Raw genomic sequence first — 20,227 nt, 5'->3', positions numbered from 1 at the left:
AAATTAGCATTGACGTATTTTTTAAAATTGCTAATTAAGAAGCGACACAGCTAATTGCAACTACTCTTAAATTCCCGGCCTATCGAAAGTTTACCGTAAAATTTGAAGTGAAAGCACCGTGAAATTTTAGGGTGTTTGAGCTAATCAAACTTTTCTTTACAATTGAATCTCAATAGCGAGTTCCTAAAATTTAGGTGCTGAACGATAAACTTAGATAAAGTTTCGTAAGCCTAGATTTTTTTGGTTCGTTTTTTCATCCATGGAAAAAATGAACAAGCATCTTCAAAAAATGTCAATTTCCAACGCTGGATAAAAATTCTTATCTCAGGTCTCAGGAAGACGTATTACTTTAAATAGTTTAAATTGTCCTTCCATTCATTTCGAACCGGAAAGTAGTGGAGGGAGAAATCTGGTGATTAACAAAGAGATTTCTCAGTCGCTTTACTTCTTCGAAATGACAGCCCTAGAATTTTCCTAAAATGAATTGCGGGGTTCAATACTAGTCATTATAAATATTCTCATAAGAGTTTCCTTCCATTTCGAAGAATTTTCCCGTAACATATCTAAAATGATAATCCAGGTCTGCAATCTCTTTTAGATCATCTTCCTCTAGCTGAAAACCTGTACTCATCAAATTTTCCTTGATTCTACCTTCATTGGTAGATTTAGGAATAACACCGGTTCCTCGCTGCTCGCTCCATTTAATAAGAATTTGTCCCGGGGAAGCACCATGCTTTTTGGCAATTTTGTTGATCACCGGATTCTCCAGAAGTGAAGGTTCATCTGCCGCTTTCATTTCATCAGGCCGGTCACCACTTCCCAGAGGAGAATAAGCTGTTACATTGATGCCATTCTTACTGCAGAATTCCAATAATTTATTTTGCTGTAAATAAGGATGAAGTTCTACCTGGTTCATTTCAGGAGTATGATCTGTTTCTGCCATTAAATCTTTTAGTTTTTCAATACTGAAATTTGAAACTCCTATATGTTTTACTAATCCCTGTTCTTTAGCTTTTAGCATTTCATTCCAGGTTTCTATTATTGGAGCTTCTTCCAGCGATAAAAAATCATCAGCTTTCTCTGGAAATCCCACATCTGGTTTAAAAGCCACCGGCCAGTGTATTAGATATAAATCGAGGTAATCCAGCTCTAGATCTTTAAGTGTTTGTTTTAAAGCAGGAATTACATCCTCTTTTTTATGAGCATTGTTCCAGAGTTTGGATGTAACCCAGATATCTTCTCTTTTTACCTTTCCATTTTTAAATACTTCTGAAAAGGCCTCTCCAACTTCAGCCTCATTTCCATAGGTTGCAGCGCAATCTATATGTTTGTAACCATTATTCAGAGCGATTTTAACTGCTTCGGTTACTTTTCCTTTTTCAGATTTCCAGGTTCCAAGACCTATGGCGTCCATAGTGTCGCCATTTTTAAATTTTAGTTGCTTCATAATTCAATTTTTCATGAATTTAAGCATTCAAATGCCGTGGTAAAAAGAATGCAGTTGGTTTAGCAGAATTTTAATATTCTATTTCCTGGGATGAAACTGCTCCATAACCTGTCTTAGATGCGATCTATCCACATGAACATAAACTTCGGTAGTAGTAATGCTTTCATGACCTAGCATTTGTTGTATCGCCCTAAGATCGGCTCCATTTTCTAAGAGATGGGTAGCAAAAGAATGTCTAAAAGTATGCGGACTCACTTTTTTACTAATGCCGGCAACTTCAGTCAGCTTTTTTACAATGGTAAATATCATTGCACGAGTTAGCTTGTTCCCTCTACGATTCAGAAACAGCGTATCGGTTGCTTCGGGTTTGATGTCCTGGTGATTTCTAACCTGATCTTTATAGAGATTGATGAATTTTACGGTGTATTCTGAAATTGGAACAAAACGCTGCTTATCTCCTTTTCCGGTAACTTTAATAAATCCCTCTTTAAAGAAGAGATCCGATATTTTGAGATCTGTCAATTCTGAAACTCTTAAACCACAACCATAAAGGGTTTCAATAATTGCCCTATTTCGCTCACCTTCATTTTTACTTAAATCTATGGCCGCGATTATTTTATCTACTTCGGCAATTGAAATGGTGTCTGGTAACTTCCTTCCAATCTTTGGAGACTCCATTAAATCCAAGGGATTATCTTTTCTATAATCCTCAAATAGGAGATAACTAAAAAAACTTCTTAGACCTGAAATTAAACGGGATTGAGACCGGGCATTTAGATCTTTTGAAACACTGTAAATAAATTCCTGAATCCATTTTTCTGAAATTTTATCTGGACTAATCTGAATTTCATTAACATCTAAATAATTAATCAGTTTAATCACATCCAAACTATAGTTTGCGATGGAGTTCTCTGAAAGTCCGCGTTCAAGCTTTAGATAGTACTGATAGTCTTTTAGCGCATTTTGCCATTTCATGTGTTAAAGATAAGAATTGGAGGCTATCAGTCTTAATAATACTTTAGGTTTAGCTAAGGTTTTTTTAACAAGATGACACCTACATTTGCCGCAGAAATAATAAAAATAATAATTATGAAGAAGACGTTTTTAGTAATTGCTATTGCAATCTTTGGAGGTACAATTAGTGCCAGCGCGCAGGAGTCATGGAATTTTGGTATTAAAGGTGGTTTAAATTTTTCTACCGTGACCGGAGATTATTTTGATAATCCAAGTTCAAGAACAGGGTTGAATTTTGGTCTATTAGCTGAAATTCCGGTGGCAAATAGGGTTTCTATTCAGCCTGAGGTATTGTATTCTGCCCAGGGATATGATTTTGCTTCCATAGATGAAGATAACATTTTTGATACAGACGATAATATTGAATATCAACTGGATTATATTCAGGTTCCTGTGTTAGCTAAAATTTATGTTTTGGATGGTTTAAGCGTGCAGGCTGGACCTTCTTTTAATTTCAATGTAAACGAAGAAATTGATTACTCTCCAACCGAAAATGGGGGAGATGTAGAGCTTGATGGTCTCGTTAATGATTTTGAATTCGGAGGTGCTGCTGGTTTAGAGTACAAACTGAATAATGGTTTCTTTATCCAGGGTAGATATACTTATGGATTTACAGAAGTCTTTGAAGGCTCTGATGCGCATAACTCAGTATGGCAGGCAGGTATTGGATACCAGTTTTAAGAAATAAGTCATCTATAATGATTAAAAAGCGGAGAATTATTCTTCGCTTTTTTTATGCCTTATAATTAAATATTTATTTAAATTTTTGAAAATCAGGTATCAATCATAATATTTAATCTCATAGGGGATTTTTCCCCTGTCTCTCTAGAAATTTTTAACATAGGAAACTTTTTTAATATATTTAGTTGATAATTAACAACCTAAAAATTTCATTATGAGAAAATTATTGATCATTGGGGCATTAATAATGTCTTCGTTTTCGTACGGCCAAGGTTTTAAAGCTGGAATAAATGTTGGGATTCCAACGGGAGATGTTTCAGATTTTTATAATCTCCAGGTTGGAGCTGATGTAGCTTATATGTTCGAGGTAGCAGATAGGCTTAGCATTGGACCTATGATAGGCTATATGAATTTTTTCCCTGAAGAATCTGATTTTATTGACAACGGACAGTTTTTACCAGTGGCTGCTGCTGGACGTTATGGACTAACAGATTCTTTCTTTCTGGGAGCAGACCTTGGTTACGGAATTGGTATCACAGATGGACTTGATGGAGGGTTTTACTATCGGCCTCAGGTAGGTTACGATTTTGGACTTGTAGGCTTGATAACTTCATATTCGGGAGTAAGTGTAGATGGCGGTAGTTGGAGTTCAATAAATTTAGGAGTCGAATTCGGACTTTAAATTAGATATTTTTTGAAGTTTAAAGCGAGAATGAATTTTCTCGCTTTTTTTATGCTTAAAAGTTAGTTTGTTTTTCTTCCAAAAACTGAAGTTTTATAGTATGTTTGCCGCTTCAATCAAATAAATCGAATCAATATGTTTAAAAGATCTTTACTATTATTAATGTTTGCTGTTTTATCAATCAATGCCAATTCTCAGGAATTCTCTTTTGGTGCTAATGCCGGATATTTAAATATAAATGCCTCCGTAGAAAATGAGGTTGATAGAATTAATGTGTCAGAATCTGCTTCTGGTTTTTATATTGGAGCAATTGGAGAATTAATGTTATCTCAAAATTTCGGACTGGAAGCAGCTGTGAATTATGGAAATGTTGAAGAGACTAATTTTCTTATGGTACCGGTACTTGCCAAATTGTATGTGGCTCAATCTAAGGTTTATTTCCAGGCTGGACCACAGGTAACTTTTCTGCTTGAAGATACTTTTGGATTTTTGAATACCGTAGGAATTGATCTTAGCGGAGGTGTTGGATATGATATCAATGAAAACTTTTTCGTGAGCGGAAGATATTCCTATGAAATTACAAATAGAATTCCTTCTAAACACAGGGACGGGGTCTATGAAGATATTAATGGACAATATCACAGCTTGAATATTGGTCTCGGGTATAAATTCTAAAATTGCATTAATTATATACATTTAAAAGCGAAGCGATTAGGCTTCGCTTTTTTTATTTTATAACGCTTAGGAATAATATCTATAATTAGATTACGTTTTATATAAACCTGAAATTCTAAATTATTAAACTGACTGACTTAATCTTAATTGCTAAAAAATATCAGTTTAATTGTACTATTCAGCATTCTGTCTCTTTGTGCACAGGCGCAGGAAAAAGAATCTGAATACCAATCATTAAAATTTAAATGAGAATTAATATAAAAAAGCATTTAATGGCTTCCGGTTAGGATTAAAGTTTAGATTGTAGAAAAGCAGGTTGTTCTACGTTTTTTTTATGTCTGGACGTTAATTTATCTTTAAAGTAGATCGTTTAAATCTTATTATTTAATAATTTCAGTAAAACTGCTTTTATGTCTTTTAGGTTAACAGTTCTTTTTTCTCTGATTTTTATATTGTCTGGTATCTCGCAGGAAACAGAAAATAATAGTATTCTAAATTTTCCCGGTAAATACCAGAAATATGATGCTTCTTCCATTCAACTAAATGGAAATTTGAATCTAAATAATGGAATATATAACGGACTCTATAATCTCGAAGATATTACTAACGGATTATTTCTACGTCCCGAAACCTTTGAGATAAGCACTCCTAATGTGATAATGTTTGAGATAGGTCATACCTTAAAATATTATATAGGGAATTCAGATGTTTATATTCTGGGAGGACAGCAGACGATTATTTCTACTAGATTTGATGGGTTTAGATCTTATGATTTTGGATTGAATGCAGGATTAGGATACGATGTAAACAAAAAAATCCAGATCGAAGGAAGAACGTTTCAGAGTTTGTATAACACTTCACCCGATGATGCTTTTCAACCTATTCAATTAACACCTATACAACCACTAAGTTTAAGCTTTAAAACCAAATTTTAGTTTTCGTCTCCCCATATTTCATGAATAAGATTAACAATTTGCTACATTTACATTATGAAGCTACTAATACTTAACGGGCCAAACCTCAATCTCCTGGGTACTCGTGAGCCTAAGAAATATGGAACAGAGAGTTTTGAAGATTATTTCTCAAAGCTACAATTTAGATTTAGAAATATTGAATTGTCATATGATCAGACTAATATTGAAGGAGAACTAATAGATAAAATTCAGAATGCCCGCGAGGATTATGATGGAATAATTTTAAATGCTGCCGCGTATACACATACTTCTGTTGGAATAGGAGATGCCGTTGCAGCTATAGATACTCCGGTAGTAGAAGTTCATATCTCGAACACGTTTTCCAGAGAAGAATTTCGTCACAAATCTTACATTTCACCAATTGCCAAAGGGATTATTGTTGGTTTTGGATTGCAAAGCTATGATCTTGCTATCCAGAGTTTTTTAAATGATAAAGATGAATAAGGCTTATCTAAACTGGAGCAGTGGTAAAGATTCAGCTCTTGCACTTTATTATGCTAATGCGCAGAATGCATATAAGGTTGAAAAACTGCTTACCACAATAAATAAAGATGTAGGAAGGGTGACCATGCATGGAGTTAGAAAAGAGCTCTTGCTAAAACAGGCAGAAAAAATAGGATTGCCTATTGAAATTTCTGAGTTAAGTGCTGAAACTAGCATGGAAGAGTATAATCTGAAAATGAAGAAAGCAACAGATTCTTTGGTAGATGCTGGTTTTACTCATAGTCTTTTCGGAGATATCTTTTTAGAGGACCTCAAACAATACCGGGAAGATCAGTTAAAAAATATTGGATTAACTCCTGTGTTTCCCTTATGGAAGAAGGATACTAAAGAACTAATATCAGAATTTTTAGAGCTTGGTTTTAAAGCGATAGTGGTTTGTACTAATTCTAAATATTTGGAAGAATCTTTCTGCGGAAGAATTATAGACCATGATTTTATTTCAGATCTACCGGAAAATGTAGATCCCTGTGGTGAAAATGGAGAGTTTCATACGTTTGTTTTTGACGGGCCTATATTTAGTTCGCCTGTTGAATTTGAAATAGGGGAGAAGGTAAAGAGATCTTATAAACCTGCTGAAAATGATGATGATAATTGCTTTCAGGACGAAGATAAATCCTGGGATACCGAATTTTGTTTTTGTGATCTTATTCCGAAATTTTAGAGTGTATTTTTGAAATTGTCATCTCGAAGGAGTATAGCGACTGAGAAATCTTGTTAAAGTGTTTTGTACTTTTTTAAATCATTCATTTAAGCTAAAATCAAAAGAGATTCTTCCCTGCTGTCGAGATGATTGTAAAAGTTGATTGTCTTTCAGAACGCAATGCAGTGGAGTGAAGAATACCACGAGAGATTCCTCCTATCGTCAGGATGACAAAAAACAAAAAAATCCAATTCTATAAGATCCTGAAACAAGTTCAGGATGACGAAGAGTTGATCTAAATAGTTTGTCATTTCGAAGGCATATAGCGACTGAGAAATCTCATAGCAAGTTCCAGAACTCTTTTATATAATCCATGAAAATCCAATTTTGAAGAGATTTCTCCCCACGGTTGAAATAACAATAAAAGTTGATTGTGATTCAGAATGCAACGTAGTGGAGTGAAGAATCCCACGAGTGATTCCTCCTATCGTCGGGATGACAAAAAACAAAAAAATATGATTCTATGAGATCCTGAAACAAGTTCAGGATGACGAAGAGCTAATCTAAATAGTTGTCATCTCGAAGAAGAGAACCGACTGAGAAATCTCATAGCAAGTTCCAGAACTCTTTTATATAATCCATGAATATCCAATTTTGAAGAGATTTCTCCCTAAGCTCGAAATGACAAAAAATTAAAAATCCCACACTCTTTTGAATGCAGGATTTTTAATTTTATCTAACGTCTAACGTCTAACGTCTAACGTCTACTACAAGTGAATTACTTCATCATAAGCAGCTGCAACAGCTTCCATAACGGCTTCACTCATGGTTGGGTGAGGATGAACAGCTTTTAATACTTCGTGGCCTGTAGTTTCCAGTTTTCTGCCTAAGACAGCTTCCGCGATCATATCGGTTACACCGGCACCAATCATATGGCAACCTAACCATTCGCCGTATTTCGCGTCGAAAATTACTTTAACGAATCCGTCCTTTTTACCGGAAGCACTAGCCTTTCCTGAAGCTGAGAATGGGAATTTCCCAATCTTAAGTTCGTAACCTGCTTCTTTTGCCTGCTTTTCAGTCATTCCAACTGAAGCGATCTCTGGAGTCGCATAGGTACATCCAGGAATATTTCCGTAGTCTAATGGCTCTACGTCCATTCCCTTGATCTTTTCAACACAAAGAATACCTTCAGCTGAAGCAACGTGTGCTAAAGCAGGGCCATGAACCACATCTCCAATAGCATAAATTCCTGAAACATTGGTCTGGTAGAAATCATTTACAACGATTTTATCTTTTTCAGTCTTAATATTAAGATCTTCAAGACCTATATTTTCAATATTTGATTTAATCCCTACTGCAGAAAGTACAATATCAGCCTCAAGCGTTTCTTCACCTTTTTTGGTTTTCACCTTAGCTTTAACTTTTCCGCCAGATTTTTCAACGCTCTCTACGGAAGAATTGGTCATCACCTTAATTCCAGCTTTTTTGATGCTTCTTTCAAATTGCTTAGAAACCTCTTCATCTTCTAAAGGCACCACATTTGGAAGGTATTCAACCACAGTAACTTCAGTTCCCATAGCATTGTAGAAATGAGCAAACTCAACTCCAATAGCTCCTGAACCAACCACGATCATAGATTTAGGTTGTTTTTTCAGGGTCATTGCCTCACGATATCCAATTACAGTTTTACCATCCTGCTTAAGATTTGGTAATTCTCTTGAACGAGCACCGGTTGCGATAATAACATTATCTGCCTGGTATTCTGTTTTCTTATCTTTACTGTCAGTAACTTCTACTTTTTTGCCTGATTTCAATTTTCCGAATCCTTCGAGAACATCGATTTTGTTCTTCTTCATAAGGAATTGAACACCTTTGCTCATTCCATCGGCTACATCTCGGCTTCTTTTTACTACGGCTCCAAAGTCTTTGTCGGCTTTTTCAAGCTTTAAACCATAATCTTCAGCATGCTTCAGGTAATCAAAAACCTCTGCACTTTTAAGAAGTGCTTTGGTTGGGATACATCCCCAGTTAAGGCATACACCTCCAAGGCTTTCTTTTTCAACAATTGCGGTTTTAAAACCTAATTGAGAAGCACGTATCGCAGTTACATAACCACCCGGGCCGCTACCTAATACTATAATATCATATTTACTCATATTCGGAATATTTTGAATCTGGTTATAGAGTTTGCGAATTTAAGGAATTAAACCCTAAACTGAAAGTTAGAAAGTAGAGAGAAAGGCATAAAAAAAAGCCTGTATTAAAACATACAGGCTTTGCAAGGTTAAGATATGTAGATCGAGATGAATCTATTTTATATCAAGATCGAATCTTTTCTGAACTTCACCAAAATTAGAGAAATCTACATCTGCATTGGCTTCAAAAGTGGCAGATGGTAATACTACAATTCTGAAGGTCTGATTATCAATAAATTCACTGCTAAGATTACTTAGATCGAAGTTTCCATCTATAATTATTTCGACATCACTTACTGTATGATTGTACACGTACTGAATGGTCCCATCTCCAATAAAGAAATTTTGAGGGATTAGACTCCACGAATCAATAGTTCCACCATCGTCGGCGTCTAGTATTTCCAGACGATAAACAAGAACTGCATCAGATTCAGGTTCGAATGTTGCCACATCATCTGGAATTTCGATTAATTGAGAATATAAATTGGCATCAGAAAAATAATCAAAATTAATTGTACGCTCGTATGTATACCCAAGTCCATCAAGGCCGTCGATTCCATCTTCACCCGCAGGTCCTTGTGGCCCTCGTTCGCCGTCTGAAGAACATGAGACAAAAAATAAACTGGTTAATACTATAAGGGATAAAAATTTTTTCATGATAAATTAGATTTAGTTATTTATTAAATTCTATACTGGCCGAATTCACACAGTAGCGCTGGCCTGTATCTGTAGGACCATCATCAAAAATATGGCCAAGATGGCTACCACAGTTTGAACAGAGAATTTCCGTACGTATCATTCCAAAGGTTTTATCTTGGATATACTCCACTTTTCCTTCTATGGCATCATCAAAACTAGGCCATCCACAACCACTTTCAAACTTAGAATTACTTTCAAAAAGTTTGTCTCCGCAAGCCGCACACTTGTATTCGCCTTCATCAAAATGCAGATTGTATTTTCCGGAATTTGGAGCTTCTGTACCTTTCTCTCTAAGCACTCTGAACTGTTCAGGAGAAAGTTCTTTTTTCCACTCTGCTTCGGATTTTTCTACTTTATATTTTTTCATTTTATTCGTTTTCAGGATTAAAGTCCATTGCAATACCGTTAATACAATGCCTTTTCCCGGTAGTTTCCTTTGGACCATCATTAAAAACATGACCTAAGTGACCACCACATCTGGCACAATGTACTTCGTCTCTCTGGTATCCCAACTTTGAATCACTACCATAAGCCACTCCACCTTCAATAGGACGATCAAAACTCGGCCATCCGGTACCGCTCATAAATTTGTGTTCGGTTTTATAGAGTTCATTTCCACATGCCGCACATACAAAAGTACCGGGCTTTTTAATATCGTTGAGCTCGCTGGAAAATGGTCTTTCTGTTGCCGCTTTTCTTAACACATCAAATTCTTCTGAAGTAAGCTCTTCTTTCCATTCAGATTCAGTTTTGCTGACTTCATAATCTTTTGAAGATTTTTTAGATGTTTTTTGAGCATTCCCGTTACAGCTCATTAGAAAAGTTGCGAGAACAGTGAATAAAAATAACTTTTTCATAAAATTTTTCTTTCCAATAAAATTACAAAGATTGTGCCGTGATAAAAGTTGTGATTTTGTTAATAACCTCAGGATTTCCTAAAACACGTCTATGTCCTTGTCCTGAAGTGATCATTAGTTCGCTATTTTTCAGTGTTTCATGTATTTCGTAAGCCGAATTAACTTTAACATCTACATCTTTTTCATCGTGAATAACCAGGGTAGGTATTTTTACATTTTCCGCAGAAATAGCGCCGGAAAGTGTATCCATATCTTCATTAAATTTTGCATCCAGATAGTCTTTCATCTTTGCAGCTACCTTATGATTCATCTTCATATTTTCGGCAAAATGCCTGGTGATTTCAGTGATATTATTTGCGGTTCCAATAATGACCAGCTTCTTTGTTTTTAAGCCTTCGCTTATTGCTTTCAAAGCAGCCATTCCGCCAAGAGAATGACCGATGACAGCTTCAAATGAACCATGCTGCTCGTCCAGATAATGAGCGGCTTTAATAAAAAATGGCATCATGCTCATTTTTCCATCAGCTTTTCCGTGCGCTGGTGCATCAAAACTAATAACCATATAGCCTTTAGCTTTTAACGCTTCAGCTATTTTGGCGAGTTGTGTTCCTCTTCCGCTCCAGCCATGAACCAATAATATTTTCTTATCACCTTCTCCGTATTCATAAGTAACTATCTCACGATTCATGGATGGCACAATTACCGTCTTTTGAACCGAATTAGAATCCATTTCTTTTTCTCTTCCCGGTAATTTGTACTTAAAGGGAGTGAGAAATAATTTTGCCGCAAATCTACTTGCTAAAAAAGGAGAGATCTTTGTTAGAATTGTGGAGATCGCCAATATATAAGAAGGTACCAGTAGCCTTTGAACCGGTATATTGTCTTTTGTTTTTTTGGTCATATTTAAGAATTCCTAAGTCTATTATATTTTTTATAACATTAGCTAAAACTAGCCTCTTAAGCCTTGTAGATACTGCAAATATCAACAATGGTATTGTTTTTGAAACATTAGTTAGTGTTAAATCATACTTAAACCATCTGCAGCGAGTAGACTGCTTTTGTACTTTTAAGTTACTAAAAACCAAAAATCATGAAATTTAGAATTACTTTTTTATGGTTAAGTGTGCTTCTCTTAGTGGTAGCATGTAAGACCAATCCCTTTACAGGAGAGAAGAATCTTAACTTTGTATCTAACGATCAATTGTTCCCTTCTTCTTTTGAACAATATAACCAGTTTTTGAATGAAGCCGAAGTAGTTCGCGGAACTGAAGATTCAAGAATGGTGAAGAAACTTGGAGAAGATATTGTGGTGGCCGCCGAGCGCTATCTCAATGCTAACGGTTACCAGGGTTTTATGAGCGATTTTAAATGGGAATTTAACCTGGTAAAAGATGATCAGGCTAATGCATTTGCAATGCCGGGTGGAAAGGTAGTTGTCTATACCGGAATCCTGGATGAAGCTAAGAACACTAACGGATTGGCTACAATTATGGCTCATGAGATTGCTCACGCGCTTGCAGACCACGGGGCTCAACGAATGAGTGCGGCACAATTGCAACAGATTGGTGCTGTGGCAGGTTCTGTAGCAGTAAGTGGAAGAAGTGAAAGCACTCAACAAATTTTTGCTCAGGCTTATGGCCTTGGTTCTCAGCTTGGAGTAATGCTTCCATTTAGTAGAAGTCACGAATCTGAAGCAGATAGAATAGGTCTTAGTATGATGGCAATTGCAGGTTACGATCCTCGTGAAGCTCCAGAATTATGGAGAAGAATGCAAGCTAATGGGGGGCAGGCTCCACCAGAATTCTTAAGTACCCACCCTTCTACGCAGACGAGAATTAACAACTTGACACAATGGGCTCCTGAAGCAATAGAGGAGGCCAAAAAATATGGAACGACCAGTTTCAAATAAGATATTCTAAAAATAAGATTGAAAAGCCACCAGATTCGGTGGCTTTTTCTATTTTTAGTGCATGAAGCAATTACCAAAAGGAAGTAAGAAGCTTATTCATGCCTGGGCTTTTTATGACTGGGCCAATTCTGTTTATAGCCTGGTTATCTCTTCCGCGATCTTTCCTATTTTTTATGGAGCCCTCACTATTATTAAAGATAGCGATGGAAATAAGATAAGTGATACTGTTACTTTCCTGGGCATAAACTTTAACAACGATTCCCTTATAAGTTATGTAACCGCAGGCGCATTCCTGGTGGTTAGCTTTTTGAGTCCATTTTTGTCTGGTATTGCAGATTATATTGGTAACAAGAAGAATTTTTTAAAATTCTTTTGCTACCTGGGAGCCATTTCGTGTATTGGCTTATTCTGGTTTAGCCTTGATCATCTATGGTTTGGTCTTTTATGTTACTTTCTGGCGCTGATAGGATTCTGGTCCAGCCTTGTATTCTATAATTCTTATTTACCCGATGTCGCTTTTCCAGATCAACAGGATAAAGCCAGTGCCAAAGGCTTCTCCCTGGGTTATATTGGGAGCGTAGTCTTACTTATTTTATGCTTACTAATGATTTTAAAATATGAGTGGTTTGGTTTTGAAGATGAAGGCCTGCCTACCAGACTTTCATTTGTTCTTACAGGGGTTTGGTGGATCGGCTTTAGCCAGTACACCTATTACTACTTGCCAAAAGGGAATAAGAAAGCTAAACTTACCAATGATGTTCTTTTTAATGGATTTAAAGAGCTTAAGGGAATCTGGAAATCCATTGAGCAGAATAAAACTTTAAAACGCTACCTCATAGCATTTTTTGTCTATAGTATGGCTGTACAGACGATTATGTTAGTTGCCACGTATTTCGGGATCGAAGAGTTGGAGTGGGGAGATCAGGATCCAACTACGGGACTTATTATTAGTATTTTATTAATTCAATTGGTAGCAGTTGCGGGTGCAACTTTAACGTCAAGGTTAGCCATAAAATTTGGTGATATAAAAACTCTTATTTTCATCAATTTAATATGGATCGCAATCTGCGGCTATGCTTATTTTATTACAACGCCTATTCAATTTTATTTTGCAGCGGCTTCTGTAGGACTTGTAATGGGAGGTATCCAGTCACTCTCGCGATCTACTTATTCCAAAATGTTGCCTGAAAATGCTTTGGATACCGCCAGTTATTTTAGTTTTTATGATGTAGCGGAAAAGATAGGAATAGTAATCGGAATGTCATTATATGGTTATGTAGCCCAAAGTACGGGAAGTGTAAGAAATGCAATCTTATTTTTAGTTGTGTTCTTTATAGCGGGTGTGATCTTATTAATGAGAGTGCCGAAAAGAATTATTAAGGAATAAAAGAGGTGGTGAGAAAAATAAGCTTAACTCTCATTACGAACGTAGTGAAGCAGTCTGCCAGTTGATGATTACTAATTTGCAGATTGCTTCGTGCCTCGCAGTGACATAAAATTAAACTTTTTACACAGCCTCTCAACATTGTAAACTATTTAATTATTAATGGGAAGTTACACTTCCAGACCCATGGGTTTTAAAATCCTGTTTAGCAGGGTTTCCTTTATATACTATATCCCCAGAACCAGAAACAGAAGCTTTTAATGAATTGCTGGCATTTACCATAATGTCTCCTGAACCTGATACTTTGGCCTCTACATTTTCAGCCTGTAATTCGAAAGCTTCAAAGTCTCCACTGCCAGTAACGGTACATTCAAAATTCTGACTTTTTCCTTTTAATTTTACATCTCCAGATCCTGTCACCATTCCTTTAAGATCTTTAACTTCCAAATCAAGCTTCAAATCTCCCGAGCCTGTAACCTGTACCTTCATGTTTGAAGATTTTAGCCTGTCTTTTGTCCAGATATCACCAGAACCCGTAACAGAAACTTCTTCTATATTTTCAACAGGTACGGTAATAAGTATGTCATCTTTTGGATTAAGGTTAAAACCTTCTTCCGTGGAAATTCTAAGTTTTCCATTTTTCACTTCTGTTTTAATATATTCCTGTAGATTGCTTTCTGCCTGAATTTTTAAAGTGCCTTCACTTCCTGAAACTAATTCTACATTCATGGAGCCTACAAGCTGTACTCCGTCATAGGAGCCTACATTTCTATCTTTAGTGACCACATCACCATTTCCTCTTACTCTCTCACCACCCCATTGTGCGCAGGCAGTTGCCATAAATAATAGAGAAGTCGCGAATAATAAAATTGATTTTTTCATAATTTTAGTTGTTAGATGAAAGATTAATTTTTGTTGAATTTCACGCTACCATAGCTGGTAGATATATTGATCTTGGTATCATTTGATGATGATCCATAATATCCTGAAATACTGTGATTTGAGTTACCCTGATCTCTTTTTCTAATTTCAAGATCTTCCATTCCACTTATTCCGCCGTAGGAAGTTTTTATATCAAACTGAAAGCTCATTTCGTGGTCATACCCAATGTTTACTCCAGCATAATCAGTATTAATATCAATTTTACTCGCGTCTTTAACTATCTTTTCTATAGAAAGTGAGCCGTAATCCATATTCAGATCTAAAGAATTAAAAACGCGGTCTATTTTAGTGGTTAAATAATCACCATTACCAACCAGTACTTTTACTTTGCCTACTTCAACGCTACCATAGTCACAGTTGAATTCCATTTTAGATACTTTCCCTATTTTAGATTTAGAGTAATCAGCACTAATAGTTAATTGTCCGGCTTCTTCAATTTCATAATCTGAATAATCTGCATTAATTTCTGCATTGGTAACATAACCTATACGACTGTTGCGAGTATAATCAAAATTAAAATAATTAGATTTCCCTCTTAATTCGCCGATGTCTATTTTGCCATAGTCACACCTAATTTTGGCATTTCCTGTAGTTTTATCAATATAAATTCCGCCGTAATCGTTATTAATGTCCAGATGGTTTCCTTCAGGAGCCCTTATAATATAATTTACTTCCATATTCACATTATCAAATCCACCGGTTAAACTTTTCCACCATGATTTTTCTTCTTTAGAAAATCTGGTTTTTGCACTTACTCCGGAAGAAGACTGATCAAAATCTACATGGATTTCTTCCAGTTTTTCCTGAACTTTATCTTCATCATTTCCATTGGTCTTGATAATAACCTCAATGACAACCCGATCTTCATCCCATGTGGTAATATCAACATTTCCATAGCTGTTATTGATGCTTAGATTGGAATTTGAATTTACATTAAACTCTTCTGTGATCTTTTTCTCTTTAGTATGTTTTCCGTTGAGTTCATTTTCTAAACTGATACAGCTTTTTATAGCCATATTTGCATCATAATAGGGGAGTCCTGGTGCCAGCACCGCAAAAATTAGGATACTAGATAATATTGTTTTCATAACTGTCTTTCTTTAGTGTTTTAATATTTTCAATTTGGGTCAAAACGTTATTTAAGAGGTCTATCCTTTGCTGGAAATTCTGAATCATAGCGTGAATTACTCTATTATCTTTACCACTTTTTATAAGGTCTTTTTTTAGATTTTCATAGTTTCTATCCAGTTTCTCCATTTGAATTAAAGCATCATTAATAATGACTTCGGTCTCAGGTGACTTTTCTTCATTTAGAGCTGTTAATTCTTTTTTGATCACGCCAGTATAAAATTCCTGCGTTTGTTTCATTTCAGAAGAGATACTTGCCAGATCTGAATTTTTGGCTGAAGCAGCCGGAGTGATAAACTCACCTAAAAGAAAAAACGCGAGCAAAAAGCTGGCAGCAATTCCAATTATAGGAGCCCATAAGCTGCGTACTTTTCCTTTTTTTTCCGAAACTCGTGATCTTTTACTGAGCTTCTTAAAAAATCGTTTTTCGTGCCCGGTATGGGGCTCTTCGATATCGAAATTCAAATCTTCGAAAAGGCCGTTAAATTCATTATTTTTCATGATCCTGTAACTTTTTTCTTAGGCTTTCTTTTGCCCTGGAGATCATCGTTCGGCAATTGGCATAAGAAATATTCATTATTTCACAAATTTCTTCATAGTCGTATCCTTCAATTAGATGCAAGGTTAAACCAAGTCTGTAATTCTCCTTAAGAGACCTAATTTGTTGTAGGATTAAACGAACTTTAGTATTGTTCTTATCATCTTCATTCAAAGAAACACCTCCATCATCAGCTTCATTTTTTAACGCATCATTATAGCTTACTTCGCCCAGCTTTGTAATTTTCTTATAAGCCGTAATACTTTCGTTCACCACAATTCTCTTTAACCACGCTCCAAAAGTGGAATTTTCTTTAAAACTTTCAATTTTTGTGAAAGCATTTAAAAAAGACTCCTGCATAATATCTTCGGCTTCAGCAGAATGCCCCGTGATACGATACGCAGTATTGTACATCGCTTTGTAATAACGATCATAAATTTCCATTTGAGCACGTTCATCGCCATGACGACAACGTGCTACCAGGTCTTTAATATGGATGATGGTTGGTGTCAATTAAAACTTGGTTTCTATAATAAAGATGGACTTCTTTTTTATTTGTTACACTTTTGAAAAATTATTTTGCTTTCAGCGTGGCATAAGAATTGAATATTTGAAATAGAAAATCTGAAATAAAACTGAAAGCCTTATCTATCAGGGCTTTTAAATAACTTCTCAAAATTAACGAATATTAGTTTTGATGACAGTTTGACTTAAATATAATTATGACGAAAACAAAGTTTAGTAATATTGACAGTTTGTCATTGCAGGGAATTGATGAAGATGCAGAATTAATCCCGTTAATGACTCCTGAAGATGAAGAGGAAATAAATCGTGAAAATCTTCCGGAAACTTTACCTATACTTCCGCTTCGGAATACAGTGTTGTTTCCTGGAGTAGTGATACCAATTACCGCAGGAAGGGATGCTTCTATTAAGCTTATTAACGAAGCGAATAACGGGAGCAAGACCATTGGAGTGGTGTCTCAAAAAGATGAGGAAGTGGAGAATCCTACTTCTAAAGATATTAATAAGGTAGGAGTAGTAGCAAGGATCCTTAGGGTGTTGAAAATGCCCGATGGGAATACCACCGTGATTATTCAGGGTAAAAAGCGTTTCCAGATTACCGAAGTGGTGACCGAGCAGCCTTATATGAATGCTACTATTACTGAAGTTCCTGATAACAGGCCGGAAAAAGATAATGCAGAGTTTTCTGCAATTATCGACTCTATAAAAGATCTGGCGCTCCAGATCATCAAAGGAAGCCCTAATATTCCTTCAGAAGCATCTTTTGCGATCAAGAATATTGAGAGTAATTCCTTTCTGATAAATTTCGTTTCTTCTAATATGAACCTTAGTGTTGAGGAGAAACAGAAGCTTTTAGAGATGAACGATCTTAAGGAGCGTGCGCTGGCAACTTTAAAGCATATGAATACAGAGAACCAGAAACTGGAACTCAAAAATGATATTCAAAGCAAGGTGCAGAGTGATATGAGCCAGCAACAGCGTGAATATTTTCTTCATCAGCAAATGAAAACCATCCAGGAAGAACTTGGGGGTGTTTCTCATGAAGGGGAAATCGTGGAGATGCGTGATCGTGCGAAGGATAAGCAATGGGATGAAGATGTTAAGAATCATTTCGAAAAGGAGCTTTCCAAGATGCAACGAATGAATCCGCAGGTTGCGGAATATTCGATTCAAAGAAATTATTTAGACCTGTTTCTGGATCTTCCCTGGAATGAATTCAGTAAAGATAAATTCGATCTTAAAAGAGCCAAGAAGATTCTGGACCGGGACCATTATGGTTTAGATGACGTTAAGAGACGTATCATTGAATATCTTGCTGTGCTAAAGCTAAGAAATGATATGAAATCGCCTATTCTTTGTCTTTACGGACCTCCGGGAGTTGGTAAAACTTCTTTAGGTAAATCTGTAGCAGAAGCTTTGGGCCGGGAATATGTGAGAATTTCATTGGGAGGTCTTCGTGATGAAGCTGAAATTAGAGGTCATAGAAAAACCTATATTGGTGCAATGCCCGGTAGAATTATCCAGAGTTTAAAAAAGGCGGGAACCAGTAATCCTGTTTTTGTGCTGGATGAAATAGACAAGTTAGCAGTCGGAAATTCTGGAGATCCATCTTCAGCATTATTAGAAGTGCTGGATCCTGAGCAAAATTCTGAATTCCATGATAATTTTCTGGAAATGGGATTTGATCTTTCTAAGGTGATGTTTATTGCTACCTGTAATTCTTTAAGTACCATTCAGCCTGCATTGAGAGATCGTATGGAGATCATTAATGTTACCGGTTATACTATCGAAGAAAAAGTAGAAATCGCAAAAAGGCATTTATTGCCAAAACAGCTTGAGGAACATGGGTTGAATTCAGATCATCTTAAGATTGGTAAAAAACAACTGGAAAAAGTAGTTGAAGGCTATACTCGTGAATCTGGTGTTCGTGCATTAGAGAAACAAATTGCGAAAGTAGTTCGTTATGCGGCCAAGAACATTGCGATGGAGGAGGAGTATAATATCAAGGTATCTGGAGAAGATATTATTGAGATTCTTGGAAGCCCAAAACTGGAGCGTGATAAATACGAAAATAATGATGTTGCCGGTGTAGTCACCGGTTTAGCATGGACCCAGGTAGGTGGTGATATCTTATTTATAGAATCAATTCTTTCAAAAGGAAAAGGAAACCTTAGCATTACCGGGAATCTTGGTAAGGTGATGAAAGAGTCTGCTACTATTGCTATGGAATATATTAAAGCAAATGCTGAGAGACTAGGAATTACTCCTTCTATATTTGATCAATATAACGTACATATTCACGTTCCTGAAGGAGCCACACCAAAAGATGGACCAAGTGCCGGTATCACGATGCTCACATCTTTAGTTTCTTTGTTTACCCAGAAGAAGATAAAGAAAAGTATAGCGATGACGGGAGAGATTACCTTGAGAGGTAAAGTATTACCTGTTGGTGGTATCAAAGAGAAGATCCTGGCTGCGAAAAGAGCCAGAATTAAAGAGATTATTCTTTGTGAAGATAACAAACGGGATATTGAAGAGATTAAAGAAGAGTATGTAAAAGGTCTTACTTTTCATTACGTTAAAGAGATGAGCGATGTGATAGATATAGCTCTCACTAATCAAAATGTGAAGAACGCAAAGAAGCTATAAAGATAAGCCCCGAAAGGGGCTTTTCTCATTTTAATACCTGAATGCTTTTATAAAAATTTACCTTTGTAAAAGAATTGCAATTACATGGAAAAGAAAATAACGATCGCCATAGATGGTTTCTCTTCAACAGGAAAAAGTACAGTAGCTAAAGGGCTGGCTAAAAAACTTGGTTATGTATATGTAGATACCGGTGCGATGTATCGTGCGGTCACTTTATATATGATGCGTAAACTATTTGTATCTAATACGAATTTGAATGAAGAAGCCATTGTGAGGCATCTTCCATTTATTGGTTTAAAGTTCATTTTTAGTGAAGAAGCCGGTTTCGGAGAGATGTATCTTAATGATGAGAGAGTGGAGAAAGAGATCCGCTATATGGAGGTTTCGGAGCAGGTGAGCAAAGTAGCCGCTATTCCGCAGGTAAGAAAGAAACTGGTGGAGCAACAGCAGGAAATGGGCAAGGAAAAAGGTGTGGTGATGGATGGCCGTGATATTGGAACTGTAGTATTTCCAGATGCTGAATTAAAGATCTTCATGACTGCTTCTACTGAAAAGCGTGCTCAAAGAAGATACGATGAGCTAAGGGAAAGAGGTGATGAGGTAGCGTATGATGCGGTTCTTAAAAATGTAAAAGACAGGGATTTTATGGATTCTACCAGGGAAGATTCTCCTTTGATAAAAGCCGATGATGCCGTAGAATTTGACAATTCAGAATTGAATCTCGAAGAGCAATTCGACAAAATCTTAAAGATCGTGGAAGACAGAATATCCGAATAATCTGA

The 20,227-nt window shown here is 36.2% G+C and carries 21 protein-coding genes; 10 read left to right on the top strand and 11 right to left on the bottom strand.

What is annotated here, in order from left to right:
- Positions 1–499: 499 nt before the first annotated feature.
- Together GFO_RS08795 and xerD are read right to left on the bottom strand one after the other, a co-directional pair.
- Complete coding sequence (locus GFO_RS08795; RefSeq protein WP_011709752.1) at positions 500–1,447, bottom strand: aldo/keto reductase; 948 nt, start codon at positions 1,445–1,447, stop codon at positions 500–502.
- 78 nt (positions 1,448–1,525) lie between these two features.
- Positions 1,526–2,422: a site-specific tyrosine recombinase XerD gene (gene xerD, locus GFO_RS08790; protein WP_011709751.1), complete on the bottom strand. Its 897-nt coding sequence runs from the start codon at positions 2,420–2,422 to the stop codon at positions 1,526–1,528.
- A 114-nt stretch (positions 2,423–2,536) separates the two neighbouring features.
- On the opposite strand from xerD, the gene GFO_RS08785 reads away from it, so the two are divergent.
- The 6 genes from GFO_RS08785 (at position 2,537) to GFO_RS08760 (ending at position 6,638) form a co-directional block, all read left to right on the top strand.
- Complete coding sequence (locus GFO_RS08785) at positions 2,537–3,142, top strand: porin family protein (protein WP_041250068.1); 606 nt, start codon at positions 2,537–2,539, stop codon at positions 3,140–3,142.
- A gap of 214 nt (positions 3,143–3,356) precedes the next feature.
- Entirely contained in the window at positions 3,357–3,824 is a 468-nt protein-coding gene (locus GFO_RS08780) for a hypothetical protein (protein WP_011709749.1), read from the top strand.
- Positions 3,825–3,959: 135 nt separating this feature from the next.
- Complete coding sequence (locus GFO_RS08775; RefSeq protein WP_011709748.1) at positions 3,960–4,499, top strand: outer membrane beta-barrel protein; 540 nt, start codon at positions 3,960–3,962, stop codon at positions 4,497–4,499.
- A 410-nt stretch (positions 4,500–4,909) separates the two neighbouring features.
- Positions 4,910–5,434: a hypothetical protein gene (locus tag GFO_RS08770; protein ID WP_011709746.1), complete on the top strand. Its 525-nt coding sequence runs from the start codon at positions 4,910–4,912 to the stop codon at positions 5,432–5,434.
- A gap of 54 nt (positions 5,435–5,488) precedes the next feature.
- A complete protein-coding gene (gene aroQ / locus GFO_RS08765; protein ID WP_011709745.1) occupies positions 5,489–5,917 on the top strand; it encodes a type II 3-dehydroquinate dehydratase in 429 nt (142 codons plus the stop codon).
- On the top strand, positions 5,910–6,638 hold the full coding sequence (locus GFO_RS08760) for a Dph6-related ATP pyrophosphatase (protein ID WP_041250316.1): 729 nt from the start codon (positions 5,910–5,912) through the stop codon (positions 6,636–6,638). The genes aroQ and GFO_RS08760 overlap by 8 nt, the downstream gene beginning before the upstream one ends.
- A gap of 746 nt (positions 6,639–7,384) precedes the next feature.
- Here the strand turns inward: GFO_RS08760 and lpdA are convergent.
- The 5 genes from lpdA to GFO_RS08735 form a co-directional block, all read right to left on the bottom strand.
- Complete coding sequence (gene lpdA / locus GFO_RS08755; protein WP_011709743.1) at positions 7,385–8,776, bottom strand: dihydrolipoyl dehydrogenase; 1,392 nt, start codon at positions 8,774–8,776, stop codon at positions 7,385–7,387.
- A 153-nt stretch (positions 8,777–8,929) separates the two neighbouring features.
- Positions 8,930–9,472, bottom strand: a complete 543-nt coding sequence (locus GFO_RS08750) for a hypothetical protein (protein ID WP_011709742.1) — start codon at positions 9,470–9,472, stop codon at positions 8,930–8,932.
- Positions 9,473–9,488: 16 nt separating this feature from the next.
- Positions 9,489–9,881 carry a peptide-methionine (R)-S-oxide reductase MsrB gene (gene msrB, locus GFO_RS08745; protein WP_041250067.1) on the bottom strand — a complete coding sequence of 131 codons (393 nt, stop codon included), beginning with the start codon at positions 9,879–9,881 and terminating at the stop codon, positions 9,489–9,491.
- A 1-nt stretch (position 9,882) separates the two neighbouring features.
- Positions 9,883–10,371, bottom strand: a complete 489-nt coding sequence (gene msrB, locus GFO_RS08740) for a peptide-methionine (R)-S-oxide reductase MsrB (protein ID WP_011709740.1) — start codon at positions 10,369–10,371, stop codon at positions 9,883–9,885.
- A gap of 22 nt (positions 10,372–10,393) precedes the next feature.
- Complete coding sequence (locus tag GFO_RS08735) at positions 10,394–11,272, bottom strand: alpha/beta fold hydrolase (RefSeq protein WP_011709739.1); 879 nt, start codon at positions 11,270–11,272, stop codon at positions 10,394–10,396.
- Between the two features lie 189 nt (positions 11,273–11,461).
- On the opposite strand from GFO_RS08735, the gene GFO_RS08730 reads away from it, so the two are divergent.
- Entirely contained in the window at positions 11,462–12,280 is an 819-nt protein-coding gene (locus tag GFO_RS08730; protein WP_011709738.1) for a M48 family metallopeptidase, read from the top strand.
- A gap of 61 nt (positions 12,281–12,341) precedes the next feature.
- The gene (locus tag GFO_RS08725) at positions 12,342–13,667 is read left to right on the top strand and encodes an MFS transporter (RefSeq protein ID WP_011709737.1); all 1,326 of its coding nucleotides are present in this window, start codon (positions 12,342–12,344) and stop codon (positions 13,665–13,667) included.
- Between the two features lie 156 nt (positions 13,668–13,823).
- Here the strand turns inward: GFO_RS08725 and GFO_RS08720 are convergent, their stop codons facing one another.
- From GFO_RS08720 to GFO_RS08705, 4 genes are read right to left on the bottom strand one after another with little or no spacing between them, the layout of a single operon-like run.
- Complete coding sequence (locus GFO_RS08720) at positions 13,824–14,546, bottom strand: head GIN domain-containing protein (protein WP_011709736.1); 723 nt, start codon at positions 14,544–14,546, stop codon at positions 13,824–13,826.
- Between the two features lie 23 nt (positions 14,547–14,569).
- On the bottom strand, positions 14,570–15,694 hold the full coding sequence (locus tag GFO_RS08715) for a DUF4097 family beta strand repeat protein (protein ID WP_011709735.1): 1,125 nt from the start codon (positions 15,692–15,694) through the stop codon (positions 14,570–14,572).
- On the bottom strand, positions 15,675–16,235 hold the full coding sequence (locus tag GFO_RS08710; RefSeq protein ID WP_011709734.1) for a hypothetical protein: 561 nt from the start codon (positions 16,233–16,235) through the stop codon (positions 15,675–15,677). Before GFO_RS08710 ends, GFO_RS08715 begins: the two co-directional genes overlap by 20 nt.
- Complete coding sequence (locus GFO_RS08705; RefSeq protein WP_011709733.1) at positions 16,225–16,785, bottom strand: RNA polymerase sigma factor; 561 nt, start codon at positions 16,783–16,785, stop codon at positions 16,225–16,227. Before GFO_RS08705 ends, GFO_RS08710 begins: the two co-directional genes overlap by 11 nt.
- Positions 16,786–16,994: 209 nt before the next feature.
- On the opposite strand from GFO_RS08705, the gene lon reads away from it, so the two are divergent.
- Both lon and cmk read left to right on the top strand, forming a co-directional pair.
- Positions 16,995–19,445 (top strand): endopeptidase La, encoded by a 2,451-nt coding sequence (gene lon / locus GFO_RS08700; protein WP_011709731.1) that lies wholly within the window; start codon positions 16,995–16,997, stop codon positions 19,443–19,445.
- Positions 19,446–19,529: 84 nt separating this feature from the next.
- Positions 19,530–20,222 carry a (d)CMP kinase gene (gene cmk, locus GFO_RS08695; RefSeq protein WP_011709730.1) on the top strand — a complete coding sequence of 231 codons (693 nt, stop codon included), beginning with the start codon at positions 19,530–19,532 and terminating at the stop codon, positions 20,220–20,222.
- Positions 20,223–20,227 lie beyond the last annotated feature (5 nt).

Source organism: Christiangramia forsetii KT0803 (assembly GCF_000060345.1).
In the GTDB taxonomy this organism is placed as follows: Bacteria; Bacteroidota; Bacteroidia; order Flavobacteriales; family Flavobacteriaceae; genus Christiangramia; species Christiangramia forsetii.
Note: the sequence above shows the minus strand (reverse complement) of the source record. Positions and strands in the feature narration are given on the sequence as shown.

Bases quoted from the DNA above. Each gene is read 5' to 3' on its own strand.
- GFO_RS08735 (WP_011709739.1), bottom strand. From the start codon at position 11,272: ATGACCAAAAAAACAAAAGACAATATACCGGTTCAAAGGCTACTGGTA.
- GFO_RS08785 (WP_041250068.1), top strand. From the start codon at position 2,537: ATGAAGAAGACGTTTTTAGTAATTGCTATTGCAATCTTTGGAGGTACA.
- xerD (WP_011709751.1), bottom strand. From the start codon at position 2,422: ATGAAATGGCAAAATGCGCTAAAAGACTATCAGTACTATCTAAAGCTT.
- GFO_RS08710 (WP_011709734.1), bottom strand. From the start codon at position 16,235: ATGAAAAATAATGAATTTAACGGCCTTTTCGAAGATTTGAATTTCGAT.
- cmk (WP_011709730.1), top strand. From the start codon at position 19,530: ATGGAAAAGAAAATAACGATCGCCATAGATGGTTTCTCTTCAACAGGA.
- GFO_RS08730 (WP_011709738.1), top strand. From the start codon at position 11,462: ATGAAATTTAGAATTACTTTTTTATGGTTAAGTGTGCTTCTCTTAGTG.
- GFO_RS08760 (WP_041250316.1), top strand. From the start codon at position 5,910: ATGAATAAGGCTTATCTAAACTGGAGCAGTGGTAAAGATTCAGCTCTT.
- GFO_RS08795 (WP_011709752.1), bottom strand. From the start codon at position 1,447: ATGAAGCAACTAAAATTTAAAAATGGCGACACTATGGACGCCATAGGT.
- lpdA (WP_011709743.1), bottom strand. From the start codon at position 8,776: ATGAGTAAATATGATATTATAGTATTAGGTAGCGGCCCGGGTGGTTAT.
- GFO_RS08775 (WP_011709748.1), top strand. From the start codon at position 3,960: ATGTTTAAAAGATCTTTACTATTATTAATGTTTGCTGTTTTATCAATC.
- msrB (WP_041250067.1), bottom strand. From the start codon at position 9,881: ATGAAAAAATATAAAGTAGAAAAATCCGAAGCAGAGTGGAAAAAAGAA.
- GFO_RS08725 (WP_011709737.1), top strand. From the start codon at position 12,342: ATGAAGCAATTACCAAAAGGAAGTAAGAAGCTTATTCATGCCTGGGCT.
- GFO_RS08720 (WP_011709736.1), bottom strand. From the start codon at position 14,546: ATGAAAAAATCAATTTTATTATTCGCGACTTCTCTATTATTTATGGCA.
- aroQ (WP_011709745.1), top strand. From the start codon at position 5,489: ATGAAGCTACTAATACTTAACGGGCCAAACCTCAATCTCCTGGGTACT.
- msrB (WP_011709740.1), bottom strand. From the start codon at position 10,371: ATGAAAAAGTTATTTTTATTCACTGTTCTCGCAACTTTTCTAATGAGC.
- GFO_RS08715 (WP_011709735.1), bottom strand. From the start codon at position 15,694: ATGAAAACAATATTATCTAGTATCCTAATTTTTGCGGTGCTGGCACCA.
- GFO_RS08750 (WP_011709742.1), bottom strand. From the start codon at position 9,472: ATGAAAAAATTTTTATCCCTTATAGTATTAACCAGTTTATTTTTTGTC.
- GFO_RS08780 (WP_011709749.1), top strand. From the start codon at position 3,357: ATGAGAAAATTATTGATCATTGGGGCATTAATAATGTCTTCGTTTTCG.
- GFO_RS08770 (WP_011709746.1), top strand. From the start codon at position 4,910: ATGTCTTTTAGGTTAACAGTTCTTTTTTCTCTGATTTTTATATTGTCT.
- lon (WP_011709731.1), top strand. From the start codon at position 16,995: ATGACGAAAACAAAGTTTAGTAATATTGACAGTTTGTCATTGCAGGGA.